The organism is Stenotrophomonas sp. 89682_Sma (genome assembly GCF_056481405.1).
In genome coordinates this window covers 1,118,429-1,140,143 of sequence record NZ_CM151147.1, presented here as the reverse complement: position 1 = coordinate 1,140,143, position 21,715 = coordinate 1,118,429, and the positions used below count along the sequence as shown (strand labels likewise).

At 68.0% G+C, this 21,715-nt stretch carries 25 protein-coding genes; 15 read left to right on the top strand and 10 right to left on the bottom strand.

Annotation, left to right across the window (positions count from 1 at the left end):
• Positions 1-7: 7 nt before the first annotated feature.
• From ACZK29_RS05265 to ACZK29_RS05250, 4 genes are all read left to right on the top strand, one after another.
• Positions 8-526, top strand: coding sequence for a DUF2271 domain-containing protein (locus tag ACZK29_RS05265; protein WP_004147429.1), 519 nt, complete (start codon positions 8-10; stop codon positions 524-526).
• A gap of 122 nt (positions 527-648) precedes the next feature.
• Positions 649-1,452 (top strand): DUF4198 domain-containing protein, encoded by an 804-nt coding sequence (locus tag ACZK29_RS05260; RefSeq protein WP_478446752.1) that lies wholly within the window; start codon positions 649-651, stop codon positions 1,450-1,452.
• Between the two features lie 52 nt (positions 1,453-1,504).
• Positions 1,505-2,476, top strand: coding sequence for an FAD:protein FMN transferase (locus tag ACZK29_RS05255; protein WP_478446751.1), 972 nt, complete (start codon positions 1,505-1,507; stop codon positions 2,474-2,476).
• On the top strand, positions 2,473-4,077 hold the full coding sequence (locus tag ACZK29_RS05250) for a sulfite reductase subunit alpha (protein WP_478446750.1): 1,605 nt from the start codon (positions 2,473-2,475) through the stop codon (positions 4,075-4,077). The genes ACZK29_RS05255 and ACZK29_RS05250 overlap by 4 nt, the downstream gene beginning before the upstream one ends.
• 115 nt (positions 4,078-4,192) lie before the next feature.
• On the opposite strand, the gene ACZK29_RS05245 is transcribed toward ACZK29_RS05250, so the two are convergent.
• The 4 genes from ACZK29_RS05245 to ACZK29_RS05230 form a co-directional block, all read right to left on the bottom strand.
• Entirely contained in the window at positions 4,193-4,798 is a 606-nt protein-coding gene (locus ACZK29_RS05245; RefSeq protein WP_111202529.1) for a HutD/Ves family protein, read from the bottom strand.
• A 34-nt stretch (positions 4,799-4,832) separates the two neighbouring features.
• Positions 4,833-5,558 (bottom strand): murein L,D-transpeptidase catalytic domain family protein, encoded by a 726-nt coding sequence (locus tag ACZK29_RS05240; RefSeq protein ID WP_111202528.1) that lies wholly within the window; start codon positions 5,556-5,558, stop codon positions 4,833-4,835.
• Positions 5,559-5,574: 16 nt separating this feature from the next.
• Positions 5,575-6,675: a L,D-transpeptidase gene (locus tag ACZK29_RS05235; protein WP_111202527.1), complete on the bottom strand. Its 1,101-nt coding sequence runs from the start codon at positions 6,673-6,675 to the stop codon at positions 5,575-5,577.
• 351 nt (positions 6,676-7,026) lie between these two features.
• A complete protein-coding gene (locus tag ACZK29_RS05230) occupies positions 7,027-7,338 on the bottom strand; it encodes a ComEA family DNA-binding protein (protein WP_478447069.1) in 312 nt (103 codons plus the stop codon).
• Between the two features lie 215 nt (positions 7,339-7,553).
• On the opposite strand from ACZK29_RS05230, the gene ACZK29_RS05225 reads away from it, so the two are divergent.
• The 4 genes from ACZK29_RS05225 (at position 7,554) to murU (ending at position 11,183) form a co-directional block, all read left to right on the top strand.
• A complete protein-coding gene (locus tag ACZK29_RS05225) occupies positions 7,554-9,047 on the top strand; it encodes a M20 family metallopeptidase (protein WP_010483606.1) in 1,494 nt (497 codons plus the stop codon).
• 69 nt (positions 9,048-9,116) lie between these two features.
• Positions 9,117-9,386: a GlsB/YeaQ/YmgE family stress response membrane protein gene (locus ACZK29_RS05220; RefSeq protein ID WP_005415577.1), complete on the top strand. Its 270-nt coding sequence runs from the start codon at positions 9,117-9,119 to the stop codon at positions 9,384-9,386.
• Positions 9,387-9,450: 64 nt separating this feature from the next.
• Complete coding sequence (locus ACZK29_RS05215; protein ID WP_111202526.1) at positions 9,451-10,476, top strand: aminoglycoside phosphotransferase family protein; 1,026 nt, start codon at positions 9,451-9,453, stop codon at positions 10,474-10,476.
• Positions 10,473-11,183: an N-acetylmuramate alpha-1-phosphate uridylyltransferase MurU gene (gene murU, locus ACZK29_RS05210; protein ID WP_111202525.1), complete on the top strand. Its 711-nt coding sequence runs from the start codon at positions 10,473-10,475 to the stop codon at positions 11,181-11,183. The genes ACZK29_RS05215 and murU overlap by 4 nt, the downstream gene beginning before the upstream one ends.
• A 485-nt stretch (positions 11,184-11,668) precedes the next feature.
• Here murU and hda read toward each other — a convergent pair whose 3' ends face one another.
• From hda to ACZK29_RS05195, 3 genes are read right to left on the bottom strand one after another with little or no spacing between them, the layout of a single operon-like run.
• Positions 11,669-12,376 (bottom strand): DnaA regulatory inactivator Hda, encoded by a 708-nt coding sequence (hda, locus tag ACZK29_RS05205; protein ID WP_111202391.1) that lies wholly within the window; start codon positions 12,374-12,376, stop codon positions 11,669-11,671.
• Positions 12,376-13,545: an AI-2E family transporter gene (locus ACZK29_RS05200; protein ID WP_111202392.1), complete on the bottom strand. Its 1,170-nt coding sequence runs from the start codon at positions 13,543-13,545 to the stop codon at positions 12,376-12,378. The genes hda and ACZK29_RS05200 overlap by 1 nt, the downstream gene beginning before the upstream one ends.
• Positions 13,542-14,681, bottom strand: a complete 1,140-nt coding sequence (locus ACZK29_RS05195) for a DUF2066 domain-containing protein (protein ID WP_111202393.1) — start codon at positions 14,679-14,681, stop codon at positions 13,542-13,544. The genes ACZK29_RS05200 and ACZK29_RS05195 overlap by 4 nt, the downstream gene beginning before the upstream one ends.
• Before the next feature lie 99 nt (positions 14,682-14,780).
• Between ACZK29_RS05195 and purM the strand changes: the two genes are divergently transcribed.
• From purM to ACZK29_RS05160, 7 genes are all read left to right on the top strand, one after another.
• Positions 14,781-15,839 (top strand): phosphoribosylformylglycinamidine cyclo-ligase, encoded by a 1,059-nt coding sequence (gene purM, locus ACZK29_RS05190; RefSeq protein WP_049427462.1) that lies wholly within the window; start codon positions 14,781-14,783, stop codon positions 15,837-15,839.
• Positions 15,840-15,860: 21 nt separating this feature from the next.
• Positions 15,861-16,349: a hypothetical protein gene (locus ACZK29_RS05185; protein ID WP_111202394.1), complete on the top strand. Its 489-nt coding sequence runs from the start codon at positions 15,861-15,863 to the stop codon at positions 16,347-16,349.
• Positions 16,346-16,768, top strand: a complete 423-nt coding sequence (locus ACZK29_RS05180) for a hypothetical protein (protein ID WP_111202395.1) — start codon at positions 16,346-16,348, stop codon at positions 16,766-16,768. The genes ACZK29_RS05185 and ACZK29_RS05180 overlap by 4 nt, the downstream gene beginning before the upstream one ends.
• A gap of 40 nt (positions 16,769-16,808) precedes the next feature.
• On the top strand, positions 16,809-17,471 hold the full coding sequence (locus ACZK29_RS05175; protein WP_111202396.1) for a DUF2238 domain-containing protein: 663 nt from the start codon (positions 16,809-16,811) through the stop codon (positions 17,469-17,471).
• Positions 17,468-18,127, top strand: a complete 660-nt coding sequence (gene purN, locus ACZK29_RS05170) for a phosphoribosylglycinamide formyltransferase (RefSeq protein WP_111202397.1) — start codon at positions 17,468-17,470, stop codon at positions 18,125-18,127. Before ACZK29_RS05175 ends, purN begins: the two co-directional genes overlap by 4 nt.
• A 67-nt stretch (positions 18,128-18,194) precedes the next feature.
• Complete coding sequence (locus ACZK29_RS05165; protein WP_106551089.1) at positions 18,195-19,022, top strand: DUF3108 domain-containing protein; 828 nt, start codon at positions 18,195-18,197, stop codon at positions 19,020-19,022.
• A gap of 2 nt (positions 19,023-19,024) precedes the next feature.
• Positions 19,025-19,708, top strand: coding sequence for a DUF3108 domain-containing protein (locus tag ACZK29_RS05160; protein ID WP_111202398.1), 684 nt, complete (start codon positions 19,025-19,027; stop codon positions 19,706-19,708).
• Positions 19,709-19,830: 122 nt separating this feature from the next.
• Here the strand turns inward: ACZK29_RS05160 and ACZK29_RS05155 are convergent, their stop codons facing one another.
• From ACZK29_RS05155 to ACZK29_RS05145, 3 genes are read right to left on the bottom strand one after another with little or no spacing between them, the layout of a single operon-like run.
• Entirely contained in the window at positions 19,831-20,148 is a 318-nt protein-coding gene (locus ACZK29_RS05155; protein WP_111112959.1) for an EF-hand domain-containing protein, read from the bottom strand.
• Positions 20,145-21,416, bottom strand: a complete 1,272-nt coding sequence (gene murA, locus ACZK29_RS05150) for a UDP-N-acetylglucosamine 1-carboxyvinyltransferase (RefSeq protein WP_099553100.1) — start codon at positions 21,414-21,416, stop codon at positions 20,145-20,147. Before murA ends, ACZK29_RS05155 begins: the two co-directional genes overlap by 4 nt.
• Before the next feature lie 21 nt (positions 21,417-21,437).
• Complete coding sequence (locus ACZK29_RS05145; RefSeq protein WP_005408396.1) at positions 21,438-21,668, bottom strand: BolA family protein; 231 nt, start codon at positions 21,666-21,668, stop codon at positions 21,438-21,440.
• Positions 21,669-21,715 lie beyond the last annotated feature (47 nt).

The following is a 21,715-nucleotide window of genomic DNA, read 5'->3' as shown; positions in this document are numbered from 1 at the left end:
CCGCCCCATGCGCGTCACCCTGACCATCGCCCTCAGCGGCCTGCTGGCCACCTCGCCGGCCTATGCCACCACCCTCGACATCAACGTCGAAGTACCCAAGCTCAACGTGGCCGAATACCACCGCCCGTACGTGGCCGTGTGGCTGGAAGGCGCCGACCAGAAGGTCGCAGCCAACCTGTCGGTCTGGTACCAGCAGACCAGCAACAGCGAAGGCCATGGCACCAAGTGGCTGCCCGACCTGCGCCAGTGGTGGCGCAAAAGCGGCCGCACCCTGCAGGTGCCGGTGGACGGCGTGACCGGTCCGACGCGACCGGCCGGCAAGCACGCGCTGTCGTTCAACGACAAGCAGCCGGCACTGAAGCAGCTGGCCCCGGGCAACTACACCCTGGTGGTGGAAGCGGTGCGCGAAGTGGGTGGCCGTGAACTGCTGAAGATTCCCTTCACCTGGCCGGCCACCGCCGCGCAGAACGGCAAGGCGCAGGGCGCCACCGAACTGGGCCAGGTCACCCTCGCCGTCAAACCGTAACTGCCTGAGCCGGGGTCGGATCCATTCCGCAGGAAGAGCTCTGACCCCATCGCCCTATCCCTCGGCGTCAGAGCCCTTTCCGTTGGAAAGGGATCCGCCCTCTTCCAACTGGAGTCTTCCGCATGAAGCGCACGCTCGTCCTCGCCGCCGCCCTGGCCGCTGCCCTTCCCTTCTCCGCCCTGGCCCACAAGGCCTGGCTGCTGCCCTCGCAGACCGTGATCGCCGGCAACGCGCCGTGGATCACTGTCGACGGTGCGGTCTCCAACGACCTGTTCTACTTCAACCACGTGCCGCTGCGCCTGGAGTCGGTGGTGATCACCGCCCCGGATGGCAGCGCCGTACAACCGCAGAACGCCGCCACCGGCAAGTACCGCAGCGTGTTCGACGTTGAGCTGAAGCAGCCCGGCACCTACCGCATTGCCTCGGTCAATGACGGCCTGTTCGCCACCTACGAGCAGAACGGCGAGCGCAAGCGCTGGCGCGGCAGCGTGGCTACCTTCGGTGAACTGCCGAAGGACGCGAAGAAGCTGGAAGTGAGCCAGTCGGTCGGCCGCGTGGAGACCTTCGTCACCAACGGCGCGCCGAACGACACCGCGCTGAAGCCGACCAACCGTGGCATCGAGCTGGTCGCCGTCGGCCACCCGAATGATCTGTTCGCCGGCGAGGAAGCCACCTTCCGCGTGCTGGTCGATGGCAAGCCGACCGCCGGCCTCGAATTCGAGATCGTGCGCGGCGCCACCCGCTACCGCAACGCGCAGGACGAAATGAAACTGACCAGCGATGCCAAGGGTGAAATCAAGGTGACCTGGCCGGAAGCCGGCATGTACTGGCTGGAAACCGGCACCGAGGACAACAAGACCTCGGTGAAGCAGGCCGCCAAGCGTCGCCTCAGCTACGTTGCCACGCTGGAAGTGCTGCCGCAGTAAAGCGGACCGCGATGCCGGGCACGCCCCGGCATCGCCGCCGCAACGCCTCACCATGACCGATTCCCTGCTCGACATCGCCCGCCTCGGTGGCACCACCATGGGCACCACGTGGAGCGTGTCGCTGGTCGCGCCGCGCCAGCGCGACCTGCACCCGCTGCACGCCGGCATCCAGGCGCGGCTGGATGATGTGGTCGCGCAGATGAGCACGTGGGACGCCGGCTCGGACCTCAGCCGCTTCAACCACGCAGATGCCGGCCAGTGGTGCACGCTGCCGGCCGAGACGCGCCAGGTGCTGGCCTGCGCTCAGGCCATCGCCGCCGCCAGCGATGGCGCATTCGATCCCACCGTCGGCCCGTTGGTTGCACTGTGGGGCTTCGGCGCACATGCCGGTGAACGCCGCCAACCGGATGCGGCGCTCCTGCAATCCATACGCGATCGCTGCGGTTGGCAGCGTCTGCAGTGGCATGACGATGCGCTGCTGCAGCCGGGCGGATTGGAACTGGATCTCTCTGCGATCGCCAAGGGCTTTGGCGTCGACCATGTCGCTGCGTGGCTGCGCACACAGGGCATCACTGCCGCGCTGATCGAGGTCGGTGGCGAACTGGCCGGTTACGGCCGCAAGCCGGACGGCCAGCCGTGGCGCGTGCTGGTGGAATCCGCACCGGAAGAAGACGTGCACACCGATACCCCGCCACGGGTGCTGGCGCTGGACGGCAAGGCGGTGGCCACTTCCGGCGATCGCTGGCACCAGTACGAGGCCGATGGCGAGGCCTACAGCCACAGTCTCGACCCGCGTATGGGCAGGCCGGTGCGGCAGGTTGCCGCGGCAGTCACCGTGGTGGCCGACGACGCCATGCACGCCGATGCCTGGGCCACCGCACTGACCGTGCTCGGCCACGAACAGGGCATGGCGCTGGCCGAACGCGAAGGACTGGCCGTGCGCTATCTGCAACGGGCCGCCGAAGGCCCCCGCGAATTCCTCAGCAGCGCCTTCCAGTGCCTGCTCGACGAGCAGGGCGCATGAGCGCACGGCCGTCGCGCACGCAGCTTGGCAACGCGCTTGTACTGATCCTGCTGGCGCTGATCGCCTGGGCGCTGCTGCGACTGCATCTCGGCGAAGCCTGGTGGCAGGGTGCACCGCCGGCACGGGAATCGCAGATCGCCATCATCGCCACCGCGCTGTACGCGCTGGCCTGCTCTGCACTGTGGTGGCGTGGACGACCGCGCGACGATGCTGCCTCTGGCGACATCGCGCCGATCCTGCTGGTCTGGTCCAGCCAGACCGGCTTCGCCCGCGAACTGGCCGAACGCAGTGCCGAGGCATTGCGTGGTGCCGGCGTGCCGGTGCGCGTGCGCGGTCTGCATGCGGTCGATGCCACCTTGCTGGCCGACAGCCAGCGTGCGTTGTTCATCGCCAGCACCACCGGTGAGGGCGACCCTCCCGACCACGCCCTGCCCTTCCTGCGCGGGGTGATGGCCGCCCCACCTTCGCTGCAGCACCTGCAGTACGGCGTGCTCGCACTGGGCGACCGCAGTTACGGACACTTCTGTGGATTCGGCCACCAGCTCGACCAGTGGCTGCGCCAGCACGGTGCGCATCCGCTGTTCGATGCGATCGAAGTCGACAACGCCGATCCGGCCGCGCTGCGCCATTGGCAGCAGTTGCTGGGCCAGCTCGGCGGCGGCGCCAGCGAGCTGCCCGACTGGAGCCCGGCCGAGTACCAGCCGTGGACGCTGCTGCAGCGCGCGCATCTGAATCCCGGCAGCCCGGGCGGCGCGGTGTACTGGCTGCGCCTGCAGCCACCGGCAGGCAACAACGCACATTGGCAGGCCGGCGACATCGCCGAGATCGGGCCACAACACGCCCGCCACAGCGCGCGCGCGTGGCTGGACGCGCAGGGGTTCAATGCGGATACCGTACTGGCTGATGGGCAGACGCTGCTGGCTCGCGTCGAGCGCTCGCATCTGCCTTCGCTGGTTCCGCCGGGCGACCTGCCGGCCTTGCTGGCGGCGCTGCAGCCGCTGCCGCATCGCGAATACTCGATCGCCTCGGTGATGGCCGATGGCGCGGTGGAACTGCTGCTGCGTCGCCAGCTACGCGCGGACGGCACGCCCGGCATCGGCAGCGGCTGGCTGTGCGACCACGCGGTCATCGGCGAGCCGGTGCAGCTGCGGCTGCGTCGAAACGACAACTTCCATGGCGTCGCCGCCGACGTGCCGCTGCTGTTGATCGGCAATGGCACCGGCATCGCCGGCCTGCGCGCGCATCTGCACGAACGTATCCGCAGTGGCGCACGACGGACCTGGATGCTGTTCGGTGAGCGCACCGCTGCGCATGACTTCCACTTCGGTGACGAACTACGGGCGATGCTGGCCGACGGCTCGCTGGCGCGGCTGGATGCAGTGTTCAGCCGAGATGGCGGTTCGCACCGCTACGTGCAGGACCGGCTGCTGGCCGAAGCAACCACGTTGAAGCAGTGGGTTGAGGATGGCGCGACGATCCTGGTCTGCGGCAGCCTGCAGGGCATGGCCCCGGCGGTGGATGCGGTGATCGAGCAAGTACTGGGTATCGACGGCAAGGAAGCGTTGCTGCTGGCCGGTCGTTACCGGCGGGATGTGTATTGAACGAACCATCCGGGTCGGATCCCTTTCCGCAGGAAAGGGCTCTGATCCCAACCACAGATGCTCTCTGGTGGGTGCGAACCTTGGTTCGCACCATGACGCCGGGCGTGGCCCGGCACTACCTGGCGCTCGTCACCCGTATCGCCAGCAGCTCGCCCCCACCCTGCACCGCATGACGCTGCCGTTCACCGGCTGCCAACCACGCGGTATCGCCGGCCTGCATGGGCGGCAATCCACTGTCATCACCAAACACGGCGTGCCCGGCCAACAGGTGCAGCGCCCAGGCCACACCCGGTTCGCAGAAGAAGAACATCGATCCCACCAGCGGCCGGTGCAACAGTTCGGCCTGCAGCAGCTCGCGCTTCCACATCAGATTGAAGTCGTGGGTGGTGCCGTCCACCAGTTCGCCGTGCAGTGTTTCCTCGCCCGCAAAGCGCACCCGTCCGTGCGGTGGCAGCACTTCGGCCACGCGGCCATCCTCGAAGCGCAGGCGCACGCCATTGCCCTGCAGCAGCACCAGCTCGCGCTCCACGCCGGGGAAGGCGGAGAACGCGGCGTCCTGCTCGATCTCGGCCACCGACAGGCGCAGCGCCCAGTCATCGCCCTGCGCGGGCAGGCGCAGGATCTCGCGGGTCCAGCCAAGTCCATTCCGCCAGCGTTCGCGACGATAGTCCAGGCTGGAAATGACCTGGCTTGGAGTGTGCAGCAGGGAGTCGATGTTCATCGGCGCATTGCATCATGCCGCGCGCCGTCGTGCATCACCGCGTGGCGAGCGTGCCCTGGCCACCACACTCCCCGCCCAGCAGCTGCGAGTGCTTCAGCCAGTCCTGATCGGGGTAATACGCGAACACCATCGTGCCGCCGCGCAACGCGTCGATGAGTGGCCTGGCCACCGACAGGCGCACCGCCGGGCAGCCCAGGCTGCGGCCGAGCCGCCCCTGCAGCTGCGCGGTCGCTGGATTCACGTAAGGCGCGCCGTGGATGACGATGGCCCGTTCCCGCGCCCGGTCGTTGAAGCCCGGTTCCAGCCCCGCCAGGCGCAGCGAATAACCGTTGCCGCCCATGTAGGTTTCCTGCGCGGTGAACGCGCCGAGGCTGGACATGAAACTGCCGTCGCGGTTGGAGAAATGCTCGGTGCGGTTCTCGCCGCTGTTGCGGCCGTGCGCCACCCATTCCTCGAACAACAGGCGCTGGTGGGCCAGGTCGAACACCCACAGCCGCGGCTCGGTGGACGGCCGCGAGTAGTCGATCACGCTGAGGCGATCACCGTTGATGCCCAGCTCCGGCCGTTGCAGTGCGCAGCGCATGGCATGCGCCGCCAGCTGCAGCACGTGGCGGTCGGCCTTGGGCGCGCTGCGCGACAGCAGGGCAGCGAGATCATCGGCAGAGGTGGCGAGGGCGGGCGTCTGTGCCAGCGCCGGGGCGCTGGCCGAGGTCGCCAGCAGGCCGAACGCGGCCAGCCGGCACAGGCGGGATGCAGTCATGGGCACAACGAGGGCGTCAGTTGCCCTTGAGGGTGGACCCTGGCGGCTCGGATTCCAAGACCGGCTGCATTCCGGATTCAGCCGGGCTTGGGCGGACCGCCGGCAGCGAGGTCACCAGCAGGGTCGTGCCCGGCACCAGCACCTGGTACAGCTGGCGGGCGAAATCGGCCGGCAGCGCCATCGGCAGCGAGGGCGTGGCCAGCAGGTCCGGCGTGGCCTGGGCCCGGTCCTGGCCCAGCAGCGGGTAGGCCGTCCACTGGTGCAGGCGCTGGTTCGCGTCCAGCGGGCTGGGGGTGTCGCTGTAGCCCTGCCCCATCACGAACAGGGTGGTGCCCTGGAAGGCCGGCAGCGCGTCGGCCTTCAACGGCGACTCGCCGATCATCACACCATCGCGCAGCACGTACAGGCGCTGGTCGTGCAGGCTGACCAGGATGCCGACCTGCCCGGCCGGGGCCGCGCTGTCGTTCCACCATGCCTGGGTGGCCGCCCCCTCGGTTTCCGGCAGCGCCTGCCCGCGCGCGTTCACCGGCGCCAGCACCGACGGATAGGCCAAGGTCATCGGCGAGCTCTTGGCATCGGCCACGACCACGGTATCGCCGCGCTGGGTTTCGCTGAACAGCTTCTGCGCGAAGGCCTGTGGCAGTCGCACGCAGCCGTGCGAGGCCGGGTGCCCGGGCAGGCTGCCGCCATGCAGGGCGATGCCGTCCCAGGTCAGCCGCTGCATGTAGGGCATCGGCGCGCTGTTGTAGAGGTTGGACTTGTGGTCCTTGTCCTTCTGCAGGATGGTGAACACACCGGTCGGTGTCTCGTGCCCGGCCTTGCCCGAGCTGATCGTGCTCAGGCCGATGGCAATGCCGTTGCGGTAGACGTACGCGCGCTGCTCATCGAGGCTGACCACCAGCACGATCGGTCCGGTCGGCGAGATTTCCGGATGCCACAGGTATTCGCCCGGCTTGAGGTCGGTCGGCCCGCGTACCTCGGCGGTGCTGGCAGCAGCGGCTGTTGGCTTGGCAGCCGCAGCCGGAGCCGGAGCCGGAGCCGGAGCAGCAGCGTGGGCCAGCAGCGGCAGGGCCAGCGCCAGGGCGAGCATCAGGGTCGTGGGGCGGTGCGGAAGCATCCAGCGGTGTCCTTTCCATGCGGAGCGGCCACCGTACACCATCGGCCCGTGGTGGCCACGGCAAAACGGGGCGCCGGAAATGAAACTGCCCGGCGACACAGCCATGTGTCGTACCGGGCAATCGTTACGTCCCTGTCGGCCTGCTGCCGCCCCCTCGCATCCTGCGCAGTGGGGGTAGCGTCGCATCCTGCACGCGGCCGCGTCTGTCCTGTTTGTATCTCAGCCCCTTCCACAGGTCTGTGATGCCACCATCCTGGTGATTGGTGCCGCGTCCTGCGGCGGTCGGTGGTCACGGCCTTCCTGTCCGTGACCGATGAACCAGCCTCCTGCCGGTTCCGACGATTCCTGCTGTCAGCGCCTGGGTACGGTTCGCACCGGTACCGATCCGGGTACCGGATCCGCCGGCAACAACCTGTTGCCTACGGTGATCCGCTGTCGATTCCGTTCGACGATTGCTTTCCCTATCCCCTTCACCTGCGTCAGGTCCTCGACGCGATGAAACGGGCCGTGTCTGCGCCGGTGCTCGACGATCGCCTCGGCCTTGGCGGCTCCGACCATCGTCAATCCCTGCAGCAGCGCCTGGGCATCGGCACGGTTGATGTCGATCGGTTCGGCGGCATGCGCCCCAGCGATCCACACGACCAGCACCAGTGCCCTCAACACGACACTCCAAGGCACGACGTGTATCTCCTTGTGGTTCTGGCCGTCCCGACCGGCAATCCCGTCGGTAGGAACAGTGTCCGTCACCACATGTGCACAGCCTATCGGTTTCCCGGATTTCCGTAAGCCAGCCAAATACCCGACGTGATGTAGGAAAAACCCTACCCCGGCACAGGCGTAGAATGGCGCGATCACAGCCCATGCAATCGGAGTTTCAGATGGACAGCGCCAAGCTCGGCCAATTCGTCAATGACAAGTGGGACAGCGAGATCGTCCCGCAGTTGGTCGACTACATCCGCATTCCCAACAAGTCGCCGATGTTCGACGCCAATTGGGTGCAGAACGGCTACATGGAACAGGCGGTCACGCTGATGGAGAACTGGGCCAAGGCACAGCAGCTGCCCGGCCTGAAGGTTGAAGTGGTGCGCCTGGAAGGCCGTACCCCGCTGATCTTCCTGGAAATTCCGGCTACCGGCGCCGAAACCGGCGACGACACCATCCTGCTCTACGGCCACCTGGACAAGCAGCCGGAAATGACCGGCTGGGACGACGACCTCGGCCCGTGGACCCCGGTCCTGCGCGGCGACAAGCTGTATGGCCGCGGCGGTGCGGACGACGGCTATGCCATCTTCGGCTCGCTGGCCGCGGTGCTGGCGCTGCAGGCCCAGGGCCTGCCGCACGCCCGCTGCGTGGTGCTGATCGAAGCCTGTGAGGAGTCGGGCAGCTACGACCTGCCGGCCTACGTCGACCACCTGGCCGACCGCATCGGCAAGCCGTCGCTGGTGGTGTGCCTGGACTCGGGCTGCGCCAACTACGACCAGCTGTGGTGCACCACTTCGCTGCGCGGCCTGACCGGCGGCAACTTCACCGTGAAGGTGCTCAACGAAGGCGTGCATTCCGGCGATGCCTCCGGCGTGGTGCCGTCCAGCTTCCGCCTGCTGCGCCAGCTGCTGTCGCGCATCGAGGACCAGGACACCGGCCGCATCCTGATCGACGGCATGAACGTTGAAATTCCGGCCGAGCGCCAGGAACAGGCCAAGCGCGCCGCCGAAGTGGTCGATACCGAGATCTTCGAGAAGTTCCCGATGGTCGACGGCCTGCGTCCGATGAACGAGGACCTGACCGAGCTGGTGCTCAACCGCACCTGGCGCCCGGCGCTGTCGGTCACCGGCGTCGGTGGCATGCCGGCATTGGAATCCGCCGGCAACGTGCTGCGCCCGCAGACCTCGGTGAAGCTGTCGCTGCGCCTGCCGCCGACCGCCGATGGCAAGACCTGCGGCGAGCTGCTGAAGGAAGCGCTGCTGCGCGACCCGCCGAACGGCGCGCAGGTCACCCTGGACCTGGAAAAGGCGTCCACCGGCTGGAACGCCCCGGCCATGGCGCCGTGGCTGACCCAGGCCATCGACGACGCCAGCCAGGCCTTCTTCGGCAAGCCGGCGATGTACATGGGCGAAGGCGGCTCGATCCCGTTCATGGGCATGCTCGGCGAGAAGTTCCCGGGTGCGCAGTTCATGATCACCGGCGTGCTCGGCCCGCACTCCAACGCGCACGGCCCGAACGAATTCCTGCACATCCCGATGGGCAAGAAGGTCACCGCCTGCGTATCCAAGGTGATCAGCGAGCACTACGCCGCCAGCCTGCGCGGCGAGACCAGCGGTTCGCCGGTGGCCGCCGACAGCGGCACCCGCCACGGCGACCACGGCTGCTGCTGATCCGGCACCCGTGACGGACGCAGCCTGGCCTTGCTAGGCTGCGTCCACACTCAAGCGGAATCCGCGCGCATGAATGGTCTGTTCGGCAGCAGCAGCTGGCTGTACATCCTGCTGGTGGGCTTCTTCGTCGGCCTGCTCGGGCGCTTCTTCATGCCCGGCAACAACCGCATGGGCTGCCTGTTGACCATCGTGCTGGGCATCCTTGGCGCGCTGCTGGCCGGTTGGTTCGGCCAGTACATGGGCTGGTACGCCCCCGGCGAACCGGCCGGTTTCCTCGGTGCGGTGGTGGGCGCGGTGGCCGTGCTGGCCGTCCTGCGCCTGTTCAGCGGCCGCCGCTGAGCCCGCATCCCCTTCCCTTCCTGTTCCCGACGTTGGCGCGCCCGGCGCGCCCGGATATGCCTGCATGACCGAACCCGCCTCCGACCCCCAGCGCAGCGCGCAGCGCCTGCAGTGGGCCCGTACCCAGCTCGAAGATGCCAATGCAGTGGTCGAACGCGCCTCGGTCGATGCCGGCATGCGCAGCTACTGGCGCACCACCAGCACGCGCGGCAGCCACATCGTGATGGATGCCCCGCCGGGGCTGGAAGATCCGCGGCCGTGGCTGCGCATGCGCGGCCTGCTGCACGACAACGGCCTGCGCGTGCCCATGCTGCTCGCCCAGGATCTGGAGGCCGGCTTCCTGCTGCTGGAAGACCTCGGCGGCCCGACCCTGGCGAAGATCCTCGACGAGCGCAATGCCGATGAATGGTTCGACCGTTCGATCGAACAGCTGCTGCGCCTGCAGGCGATTCCAGTGCCGGCTGATTTCGGCCAGTTCGGCGAAGCGCTGCTGCAGCGTGATGCTGGCCTGTTCGACGAATGGTTCCTGCAGCGCCACTTGAACCTGGAGCTGGACTGCGGCGAGATCGAAGGCCTGCAGCTGGTGCATCGCCGGCTGATGGACAACGCGCTGGGCCAGGCCCAGCTGATGACCCACCGCGACTACATGCCGCGCAACCTGATGCCGGTCAACGACGGCCCAGCGGTACTGGATTTCCAGGATCTGGTGCGCGGCCCGATCGCCTACGACGCGGTAAGCCTGTTCAAGGACGCCTTCCTGAGCTGGCCGCTGCTGCGTGTGGACGAATGGCTGGCGCAGTACCACGAGCGTGCGCGCGGTGCCGGCCTGCCGGTGCCCGACCGCGCCACCTTCCTGCGCGATGCCGACTGGATGGGCATCCAGCGCCACGTGAAGATCCTCGGCCTGTTCTGCCGCCTGCGCTACCGCGACAACAAGGGCCATTACCTGGACGACGCACCGCGCTTCATCAACTATCTGGATGAAGTGCTGCCGCGTTACCGCGAACTGGCACCGCTGCAGCAGCTGCTGGACGACCGCATCAAACCGGCGCTGGCCGAACTGGCCGCACCGATGCGCGTGGCCCGATGAAGGCGCTGATCTTTGCCGCCGGCCTCGGCGAGCGCATGCGCCCGCTGACCCTGCATACGCCCAAGCCGCTGCTGGAAGTGGCCGGCAAGCCACTGATCGTGTGGCATCTGGAACGCCTCGCCGCGCTGGGCGTGCGCGAGGTGGTGGTCAACACCGCGTGGCTGGCCGAGCAGTTCCCGGCGACGCTGGGCGATGGCAGCCAGTGGGGCCTGCGCCTGCACTTCATGTACGAAGGGCAGACCCCGCTGGAAACCGGCGGCGGCATTCTCAACGCCCTGCCGGTGCTGGGCGACGCCCCGTTCCTGGTGGTGAACGGTGACATCTGGACTGACTTCGATTTCGCCACGCTGCCCCGCGAGCCACAGGGCCAGGCGCACCTGGTGCTGGTCGACAATCCCGCGCAGCACCCGGACGGCGACTACCGGCTGGACGCGCAGGGCGTGCTGCACCATGACCGCGAAGGGCCGTGCCTGACCTACGCGGGCATCGGCGTGTACCGGCCTTCGATCGTGGCCGATTGGCGCGCGGTGATCGGTGATGCTCCGGGCAGCGAGCGGGTGCCGCCGAAGTTCTCGGTGGTGCCGCTGCAGAAGCATTTCATGGCGCAGGGATTGATGACGGGGCAGCACCATCGCGGGCGCTGGACCGACGTCGGGACCGTTGATCGCCTGCGCGCGCTGGATGCTGAGTTGGCGGCGAACGGCTGAGCCCCTCGTGGCTGGTCGCTCAAATCAAAAGCCGTGCTTGGCCGGGCGGGGTGGGTTCGCGGGGGACGCCGTGAACCCATCCATGGGGGCTTGGCCGCGGCATCCATGCCGCGGACACCCCCGCGAACCCACCCCGCCCGGCCTCTGACAGTTTCCGTGTGCGTCCAGCCACGGAAGAAAGATGGAAAAGCAAAAGCGGGTCGCTTCGCTGCGCTTGCTCTGGTGTCGACCAAGGTCGACACCCACCAACAGCCGCGGGAACCTGTCGAAGGCGGGGTGGGTCCGGTTGCGGGGGCGTGAGCCGCATGGATGCGGCGACCGAGCTTACATGGACGTACTTGCAGCGTCCCCCGCAACCGGACCCACCCCGCCATCCCACGGATAGCCAGCTTTGGACGTTGACGTTGCTTCTGCTTTTTCTGTTGCCGGCCAGCGGCCGGCACTACCGCGGGTGCAGGGCGCAGCCCTGCAAACAAACCCCACCCTCAGTATCGAGGCCGGCCTTCTTCCAGCACCTGGCGCAGGAACGGCACGGTGATCCGCCGCTTCGCCGCCAGCGACTCGCGGTCCAGCCAGTCCAGCAGTGTGATCAACCCACCCAGCTCGCGCCCGGTGTGCGACAGCAGCCACTCGATGGACGCCTCGTCGATCGCCAGCCCCCGCCGCAGCGCGCGTTCGCGCAGCACCGCGGCTCGCCCTTCCTCATCCAGCGGCTGCAGCAGCACGCGCACGCACTGGCCCAGCCGTGAACGCAGGTCCGGCAACACCAGGCCCAGCGCCTCCGGCGCCTTCTGCGCCGTGTACAGCACGGTCACACCCGCGGCGCGCGCGCGGTTGTGGAAATCGAACAGCGCGATTTCGTCCTCGCGGTTGCCGGCAACCGCGTCCAGGCCGTCCAGCGCCACCAGTTCGCGCGCCTCCAGCCCATCCAGCGCCGCACGCACGCGGCCAGCCGCGCTGGCCAGCGGCACATAGGTCGGCAGGCGCCCGGCCTGCTCGGCGCTGGAACACATCGCCAGCGCCTGGTGGGTCTTGCCAGTGCCCGCCGCACCTTCCAGGTAGACCCAATCGTGGCTGGCACCCACCGCGATCGCGCGCAGCTGCGCCAGCGCGCCATCCGGCGCGCCGATGAAGGTCTCCAGGCGCTGGTCCCGCGGGTAATGCAGGGCCAGCGGCAGTTGCGGCACACCCATCACTTCAGGTCGGGGCCCTTGTCGTTCGGAACGATGATATGGGGGGCATCGACCACGCCATCAAGCACGATCGCCGGCTTCTCGCCCACGTACAGCTCGCTCTGGCGGTAGCGCTGGTGCGCATAGCGCAGCAGCACATTGGTCACCGCCGCCACCGGCAGCGCCAGCAGCATGCCGAGGAAGCCGAACAGCTGGCCACCGGCCATCACCGCGAAGATCACCGCCACCGGGTGCAGGCCGATCTTGTCACCGACGATGCGCGGGGTCAGTACGTAGCTTTCCAGCAGCTGGCCCACGGTGAACACCACGCCGACCAGGATCAGCAGCTTCAGGTCGAAGCCCTGCGCCTGCACCAGTGCGGCGATGATCGCCATCAGAATGCCGGTGGTCGCGCCCAGGTAGGGGATGAAGCTGATCAGGCCGGCAATCAGGCCGATCAGCAGGCCCAGCTTCAGGCCAACCAGCGACAGGCCACCGGCATAGATCACGCCCAGCGCCAGCATCACCAGGAACTGGCCGCGGATGAACGCGCCCAGCACCTCGTTGGATTCACGCGCCAGCGCGCTGATGGTGCCGATCTGGTTGCGCGGAATCACCGACGCGACCCGCTCGACCAGCTTGTCCCAGTCACGCAGGAAGTAGAACGCCAGGATCGGCAGCAGCAGGATGTTGACCACCCAGGTCACCATCGCGAAGCCCGAGCGCGAGACGTAGCCCATGAACGTGGTGGCGAAGCCTCCAGCCTGCTGCCAGTGGCTGCGCACCCATTCGATCAGGCGGTCCGGGTCCAGCCACTGCATCACTTCCAGGCCGGTCTTCTGCTCGAACCAGGGAATGCCCTTTTCCATCAACCACGCCTGTGCCTGCGGCGCGACCGCGATCAGGGTGGTGATCTGGCGCTCGATCATCGGCACCAGCACCAGCAGCAGCGCCACGATCACCAGCACCATCGCCGCGAACACCAGCACCACGCCGGTCATGCGCGAGCGGCCGGTGGCCTCGATGCGGTCCACCAGCGGGTCACCCAGCCAGGCCAGCGCCAGCGCCAGCACGAAGGGGGTCAGGATCGGCGCCAGCAGCCATACCACCCAGCCGATCAGGCCAGCGAACAGGATGTACTTCAGGCGGCGCAGGAACTGCGCGATTTCCGCTTCCGGGGTCAGGGTCATCGCAGGCGGTACTCGTTGCTGGCCGGGGCGGCCACCGGGGCACCGGTGGTGTCGTCGATCGGCGTGGGCAGGGCCGGCAGCGGTGCGCTCGGCACCAGCACGCCGTTGTCGCCCAGCATGCGGTTGAAGCCGGCCAGGCCGGTGGTCATCTCCAGGCTCAGTTCAAGCTGGCCGGCCGAGGCGTGCAGCGGGGTGACGTTGCGCACCACCGGCACCTCGCGCAGGCCGGCAGCCAGGCGCAGGTAGTCGTCGGCACTGTTGATGCCGGTGACCACCACGCGGTAGGTCCCGGCCTGGCCGACGGCGGCGCCTGCCTTGGCATAGCGCTTGACCAGCGCATCGGCGGCGCCGTCGGCACCGGCGGCCATCGCACGCATGGCGTTGGCGTCCTTGCTGGTCCACTTGTTCAGTTCGCGGCCGTTGTCGACGAACACCCAGTCCGCCTGCCAGCCGCCATTGGCGCGGTACAGCTTGCCGATCAGCTGCATCGGCGGCGAGTAGCGCGAGGAGGCGCGGGCCACGGCGGCACTATCCTGGCGCCAGATCGCACCCGCCAGCGCCTGTTCGGCGGCACCACCACTGGGCAGGCCCAGCTTGTAGCCACGCTCGATGGCGCGGTTCAGCAGCGGGCGGGCGGCGTTGGCCTGCTGCACGCTGACCAGGCGCGGGCCGCTGCCATCGTCGACGGCCAGCCACAGCACCGGCTTCGGTCGCGGCTGCGGCCACAGTGGCAGGCCCAGCGCCGACACCAGCGAATCAACGTCGTCCTCGCGGAAGCGGGCCACCAGCAGGGTACGGAAGCTGGGGGCGCCGTTGGCGCTCACGCTCTGGTCCTGCTTGTAGTCGTAGCTGGCCACGTAGTCCTTGGCGTTGCGCAGCGCCTGCACCACGCCGGGGCGGGACATCACGCTGCGGTCGCCGGACAGCTTGCCCAGCACCACGCTCAGGGCGCGGGCCAGGGCGCCGTTGCGATCGGCCTCGGCTTGGCTGTTGACGGGCACTTCGGCCTCGTACGCGCCACTGGCGGTGGCGACATCACCCTCGGTGCGAAGGCCGCTCTGGGCCATCGTGGCCACCGGCAGGCTCAGCGCAAGGAGCAGGGTCAGAATCAGGCTGCGGCGCATCAGGACATCCATTGGCTCGACGTATCCGGGGGAATTGTTGCCCGAATACGGCCTTTGCGCCAATGCGGCCTGTTAAAATCGCCCGTTCAACCCCTGCCAGCGCCGACGCCCGTGACCAACACCCCGTCTTCCGCCCCCTCCCCCCTCACCTATCGTGACGCGGGTGTCGACATCGACGCCGGCAACGAACTGGTCGAGCGGATCAAGCCCCTGGTCAAGCGCAGCTTCCGCCCGGAAGTGATGGGCGGCCTGGGTGGCTTCGGCGCCCTGTTCGACCTGTCCAACAAGTACCGCGAGCCGGTGCTGGTGTCGGGTACCGACGGCGTGGGCACCAAGCTGAAGCTGGCCCACCAGCTGAACCGCCACGATACGATCGGCATCGACCTGGTCGCCATGTGCGTGAACGACGTGCTGGTGCAGGGTGCCGAGCCGCTGTTCTTCCTGGACTACTTCGCCACCGGAAAGCTGGACATCGACACCGCGGCGGCGGTCGTGGGCGGCATCGCCAACGGCTGCACCGAGGCCGGCTGCGCCCTGATCGGCGGCGAAACCGCTGAAATGCCCGACATGTATGCCCCGGGCGAGTACGACCTGGCCGGCTTCACGGTCGCCGCGGTCGAGAAGAGCGAGCTGAAGGACGGCGCCAGCGTGGCCGCCGGCGACGTGCTGATCGGCATCGCCTCCTCCGGCCCGCATTCCAACGGCTACTCGCTGGTCCGCCGCATCTACGACCGCGCCGGCCGCCCGGCCGATCTGGAGCTGGAGGGCGGCGTGAAGCTTGTCGATGCGCTGATGGCGCCGACCCGCCTGTACGTCAAGCCGATCCTGTCGCTACTGAAGTCGCACGGCGAGGCCATCCATGGCATGGCCCACATCACCGGTGGCGGCCTGACCGAGAACATCATCCGCGTGGTGCCCGACGGCCTCGGCCTGGACATCCAGGCATCGTCCTGGACCCTGCCGCCGGTGTTCCAGTGGCTGCAGAAGGAAGGCGCGGTGGCCGACAGCGAGATGTGGCGCACCTTCAACTGCGGCATCGGCTTCGTGCTGATCGTCGCGCCGGACCAGGTGGCTGCGGTGTCCGAGGCGGTCAAGGCGCAGGGCCTGGAGCACTGGACCATCGGCCAGGTGGTCACCGCCGAAGGCGCCGAGCGCGTCCACATCGGCTGAGCCCGGCAACCAGGAGCCCGCATGGACGCAACGCCCCCCTCGTCGCCCACCCCCGTGCCGCCGCCGCTGGCGACGGTACCGCCGTTCAGTGCGCAGGATGCCGACCACCTGCGCATGCTGGCCATCGCACACTACGTGGTCGGTGGCCTGATCGTGCTGTTCTCGCTGATCTTCATCCTGCACATCGTGATCGGCATCGCTGCGTTGACCGGCAGCCTGCCGATGAAGTCCGGCGGCGAGCCCTCCTCGCCGGAGGAACAGCGCCTGATGGGCTGGGTGTTCACTGTTCTCGGCTGCGTCGTCGTGTTCGGTGGCATCGCGCTGGGCTCGTTCGTGGCCTATGCCGGCCGCTGCCTGTCCCGCCGCCGCCGCCATCTGCTGTGCCTGATCGCGGCTGGCCTGGCCTGCCTGTTCACGCCGGTCGGCACGGTGCTCGGGGTGTTCAGCCTGATCACCCTGCTGCGTCCGCAGGTCAAGGCTGCCTTCGACGCTCCCGCCACCGCCGCATGACCGCCTCCGGCAATCCACCGCCGCTGCCGCATCAGACCCTGGCGCAGCTGCAGCTGGTCAGCCATCTGCAGACACTGGGAGTGCTGTTCTACGCCCTGGCCGGTTTCCACTGGGTCGCCGCAGCGGCGTTCCTTGGCCTCAGTGGATGGGTGGCCCACTCACGCGGGCTGGACGATGCCTGGAAGCTGACCACGGTCTATGCCTCGATCTCCCTGCTGGCCGCCGTGCTGGGCTTCGTACAGCTGCATACCGCGCGCCTGCTGTCACGCCGCGGGGGCCTGGCCTGGTGCCAGCGCGCGGCGTGGCTGGGCGTGCTGGCTGGCCCACTGGGCATGGCGTTGACCGCCTATGCCTGGGTGTTCCTCGGCAAGCCGGAAATGGCCGCACTGTTCGACCGCGGCGACCACCTCAGCGTCTGAGCCGACTGGCAGACGACCGCCCTTTCCTGATCGACCCGACATGTCCTCGCCTGCCCTCCCCAGCACTGCCTCGCCCAACGCCCACCGCTTCTCCGGACCGAAGAAGCTGGCCTTCGCCGCCGTACTGGCGGTCTTCGCGATCAGCTGGATCCACCCGCTGTGGCCCACCGAGCAGGCCCTGCACAGCACACTGACCGTGGTCGGGCTGGTCGCCCTGCTGTGGGTCGACCGTCGCGGTGGCTGGCTGGGCAACGGCGCCTTCATCGCCGTCTGCGGCTTCATCGCCCTGCACTGCGTTGCGGCGCGCTGGCTGTATTCCAACGTGCCCTACGACGCCTGGGCGCAGGCGCTGACCGGCTGGTCGCCCAACGCGGCATTCGGCTGGCAGCGCAATCACTTCGACCGCCTCATCCACTTCCTGTTCGGCGTCTGCTTCACCCCCGCGCTGCTGCAGCTGGCGCGCCATGCGTGGCCAGCGCTGCGGCTGGGCCAGGCCTTCACCCTGGCGGTGATGACGGTGATGTGCGCCAGCCTGGTCTACGAATGGTTCGAATGGGCCATCGCGCTGGCGCTGTCACCGGATGCCGCCGAAGCCTACAACGGCCAGCAGGGTGACATGTGGGATGCGCATGCCGACATGCTGATGGCGACCATCGGCAGCCTGCTGACCTGGCCACTGATCCGCCGGAGTTCCCTGCAATGACCGCCCCAACCCGCATTGCCGTGCTCGCCTCGGGCCGCGGCAGCAACCTGCAGGCCATCCTCGACGCGATCGGCAGCGGCCGCCTGCCGGCCGAGGTAGCCGGCGTGTTCTCCGACCGCCCCGCTGCAGAAGCACTGCAGCGCGTCGCTTCCGGCCTGCGCTGGGCACACACGCCGAAGTCCTTCAGCGACCGCGCCGCCTACGAGCAGGCACTGGGCGATGCGCTGGCAGCAGTGCAGCCGGACTGGATCGTCTGTGCAGGCTACATGCGCATCCTTGGTCCGGCCTTCGTGCAGCGCTTCGCTGGCCGCCTGGTCAACATCCACCCGTCGCTGCTGCCGCTGCACAAGGGCCTGGACACCCACGCGCGGGCGCTGCAGGCCGGCGATGCCGAGCACGGTGCCAGCGTGCACCTGGTGGTGCCGGAGCTGGATGCCGGAGCCGTGCTGGCGCAGGTACGGGTTCCCGTGCTGCCGGGCGACGACGCGCACAGCCTGGCCGAGCGGGTGCTGGCGGTGGAACACCCGCTGCTGATCGCCACGCTGCAGCTGCTGTGCGAGGGCCGCCTGGCTGAACGGGAGGGTCAGCCCTGGCTGGACGGTCACCCCCTGTTTAGCCCCTTGGCCCTAGATTCCGCCGGAAACCTGAACCGGTAACGCCCTTGCACACGCCCCGCTGACTGCGGGGCTGGCATCCTGCCTACTCCTGCGGTCCCTGTCCTCCATGAAGACCACGACGCTGCTGTCCACTTCACTGCTGTTGTCGCTTGCCGTGCTTCCCGGCGTCGGTTGGGGCCAGGCGCAGCCGCCTGCGGCTTCACCGGTACCGCCACCCGCACCCGCTGCGCTGCCACCGAACGAGCCCAGCGTGCCGCTGTTGCCGGCATTGGCCTGGGAGCCACCGCCGCTGCAGCCGTTCACCGCCACCTACCAGGCCTTCTACAAGGGCAAGGAAGCGGGTGATGCCAGCATGCAGGTCACCCACACCGGCGGCAGCCAGTGGCGGGTGGACATGCAGGTGGTCGGCCGCCGCGGCTTTGCCAGCGTGCTCGGCCTCAACATCGAGCAGAGCACGGTGTTCGAAGAGCGCAGTGGCGTCTACGCACCGCTCAGCCAGAGCACGGTGCGCAAGGGCCTGTTCCTGGGCAAGAAGGCCGTGGGCACCTACAACTGGCAGGCCGGTACCGCGCAGTGGACCGGTGACGTAAAGAAGGAACGTGCGCAGCCGATCCCGCTGCAGCCGGGCGACCAGAGCGCACTGCTGATCAACCTGGCGATCATGCGCGATGCGCGCCCCGGCGCCGCCATGCATTACCGCTACGTGGACATGGGCAAGGTCCGCCAGCACGACTACCAGGCCGCGCCGCAGACCGAGAACGTCGAGGTCGGCGACCTGTCCTACAACGCGCTGCGGGTCTACCGGACCAATGGCGGCAACAACGAAACCATCCTCTGGATCGCCAACGGTGTCCCCACCCCGGTGCGCATCCTGCAACGCGAAGACGGCGAAGACCGCGTCGACCTGCGCCTGATCGAATACCAAGGAGTCTGAGCATGAGTACCCTGACCCGCCCCCTCACCTGGATCGCCACTGCCGCGCTGACCGTAGCCAGCCTGCCGGCCATGGCGCTGGAGCCGTTCAAGGCCGACTACCTGGCCAGCTACATGGGCATGCAGGCCAACGGCACCATGACCCTGTCCAGCGAAGGCGCCAACAAGTGGCGCTACAGCCTGCAGGTGAAGAACCAGCTGGCCGACCTCAGCCAGAGCACCGTGTTCGAGGAAGTGCGCGGTCAGCTGCGCCCGCTCAGCAGCCAGGACCGTTCGGCCCTGCTGGTGAAGAAGCGCAACGTGCAGGCCAACTACAACTGGACCAGCAACCAGGCCACCTGGACCGGCGACATCAAGCCGGACCGGGCCGGACCGATCGCGCTGAAGGCCGGTGACATGGATGCGCTGCTGATCAACCTGGCGATTGCCCGTGACCTGGCGGCCGGCAAGCCGCTGACCTACCGCATGGTGGACGAGGGCCGGATCAAGAACATGACCTACCGCGTGATCGGCAAGGAGTCGATCACCGTAGCCGGCAAGAGTTACGAAGCCACCAAGGTGTCGCGTGCCGATGGCAACAAGGAGCTGATCGCCTGGATCGTGCCGGACTTCCCGGTGCCGGCGCGGATGCTGCAGCGTGAGAGCGGCCGCGATGCGCTGGACCTGACCATCAAGGCGATGAACTGACGCGCGAACCGGTAGTGCCGGCCGCTGGCTGGCATTTTCGGGATGCTCCACGAGGTTCATGGGATTGCCGGCCAGCGGCCGGCACTACCAAAAGAGAACGCCCGCTTTCGCGGGCGTTCTGCTTACTTCTTTTCCTCGGCCGCGGCAGGCGTGAACTCGGTGCGGCAGTCCACCCGGATCTGCTCGCCGGTGCTGCGCCAGACGAACGTACGGCAATGGCGGTTGCCGTCCTGGCTGTCATTCACTGCGACCGCATAGAACGACTCGATGATCTCGTCACGCGTGACCGTGCCGTCGCCGTTCCAGTCCATGTCCTTCTGCTCGATGCCTTGGGTGATGGCGATGTTGGCGTACCAGGCATAGCCCAGCCACGCCAGCACGATCAGCACCAGGGCCAGCAGCGCCTTGCGGCGCGGGCTGAACTTGCCGCGCAGGATCATGGCACGCGCCGGATGGTGGCGCCGAGCGAAGACAGCTTCTCTTCGATGTTCTCGTAGCCACGATCAAGGTGGTAGATGCGGTCGATGGTGGTGTCGCCGCTGGCCATCAGGCCGGCCAGGATCAGCGAGGCCGACGCACGCAGGTCGGTGGCCATCACCGGTGCACCGCTCAGGTGCTCGCTGCCACGCACGATGGCGGTGTGGCCTTCGACCTGGATGTCCGCGCCCAGGCGCAGCAGTTCGTTGACGTGCATGAAACGGTTCTCGAAGATCGTTTCGTTGATCACACCCACGCCGTCGGCCACGCAGTTGAGTGCCATGAACTGCGCCTGCATGTCGGTCGGGAACGCCGGGTACGGCGCGGTGGTCAGGTTGACCGCCTTCGGCCGCTTGCCCTGCATGTCCAGAGTGATGCTGTCGTCGGTGGTTTCGATCTTCGCACCGGCCTCGACCAGCTTGGACAGCACCGCGTCCATGGTGTTCGGGCGCGCACGGTTGACGGTGACCTTGCCACCGGTCATCGCCGCGGCGACCAGGAAGGTGCCGGTCTCGATGCGGTCGGGCAGCACTTCATGGCGGCCACCGGACAGGCGCTCGACGCCTTCGATCACCAGGCGGGCGGTGCCCAGGCCTTCGATCTTCGCGCCCAGTGCGATCAGGCAGTGCGCCAGATCGGTCACTTCCGGTTCCATCGCGCAGTTGTCGAGGATGGTGGTGCCTTCAGCCAGCACCGCGCCCATCAGCACGTTCTCGGTGCCGGTGACACTGACCATGTCGAAGGTGAAGTGCCCACCCTTCAGGCGCTTGGCGGTGGCCTTGATGAAGCCGTTCTCGACCACGATCTCGGCACCCAGCGCCTGCAGGCCCTTGATGTGCTGGTCGACCGGACGCGAACCGATCGCGCAGCCGCCCGGCAGCGACACTTCGGCCGCACCGAAGCGGGCCAGCAGCGGGCCCAGCACCAGGATCGAGGCGCGCATGGTCTTGACCAGCTCATACGGCGCCACGTGCTGGTTCACCGAACGCGGGTCGACCACGATCGCGCTGCCGCGCGACAGCGTGCCCTGGTCGATGGTGACCTTGGCGCCCAGCTCGCCCAGCAGCTTCACCGTGGTGACCACGTCGTGCAGGTGCGGCACGTTGGTGATCTCCACCGGCTCATCGGCCAGCAGGGTCGCGCAGAGAATGGGGAGGACGGCGTTCTTGGCGCCGGAGATGCTCACTTCACCGTGCAGCGCAGCGCCGCCGGTCACAACGATCTTGGCCATGTATTCGGGATCTTCTGCGGTTCAGCCGGCTTCGGCCGGGGTCACGGTTTTCAGCGCCAGCGCGTGGATCGCGCCGCCCATCAGGTCGCCCAGGGTGGCGTACACCATGCGGTGGCGGGCCAGCGGCATCTTGCCGGCAAAGGCCTCGCAGACCACGGTCGCTTCGAAATGCACGCCATCGTCGCCCTGCACGTCGGCGCGGGCGCCGGGCAGGCCGGTTTCGATCAGATTGCGGATGGTGTCGGCGTCCAACGGGCTTTCCTAATAAAATGTGCGTCCATTCTACTTCCGCTGCGTGG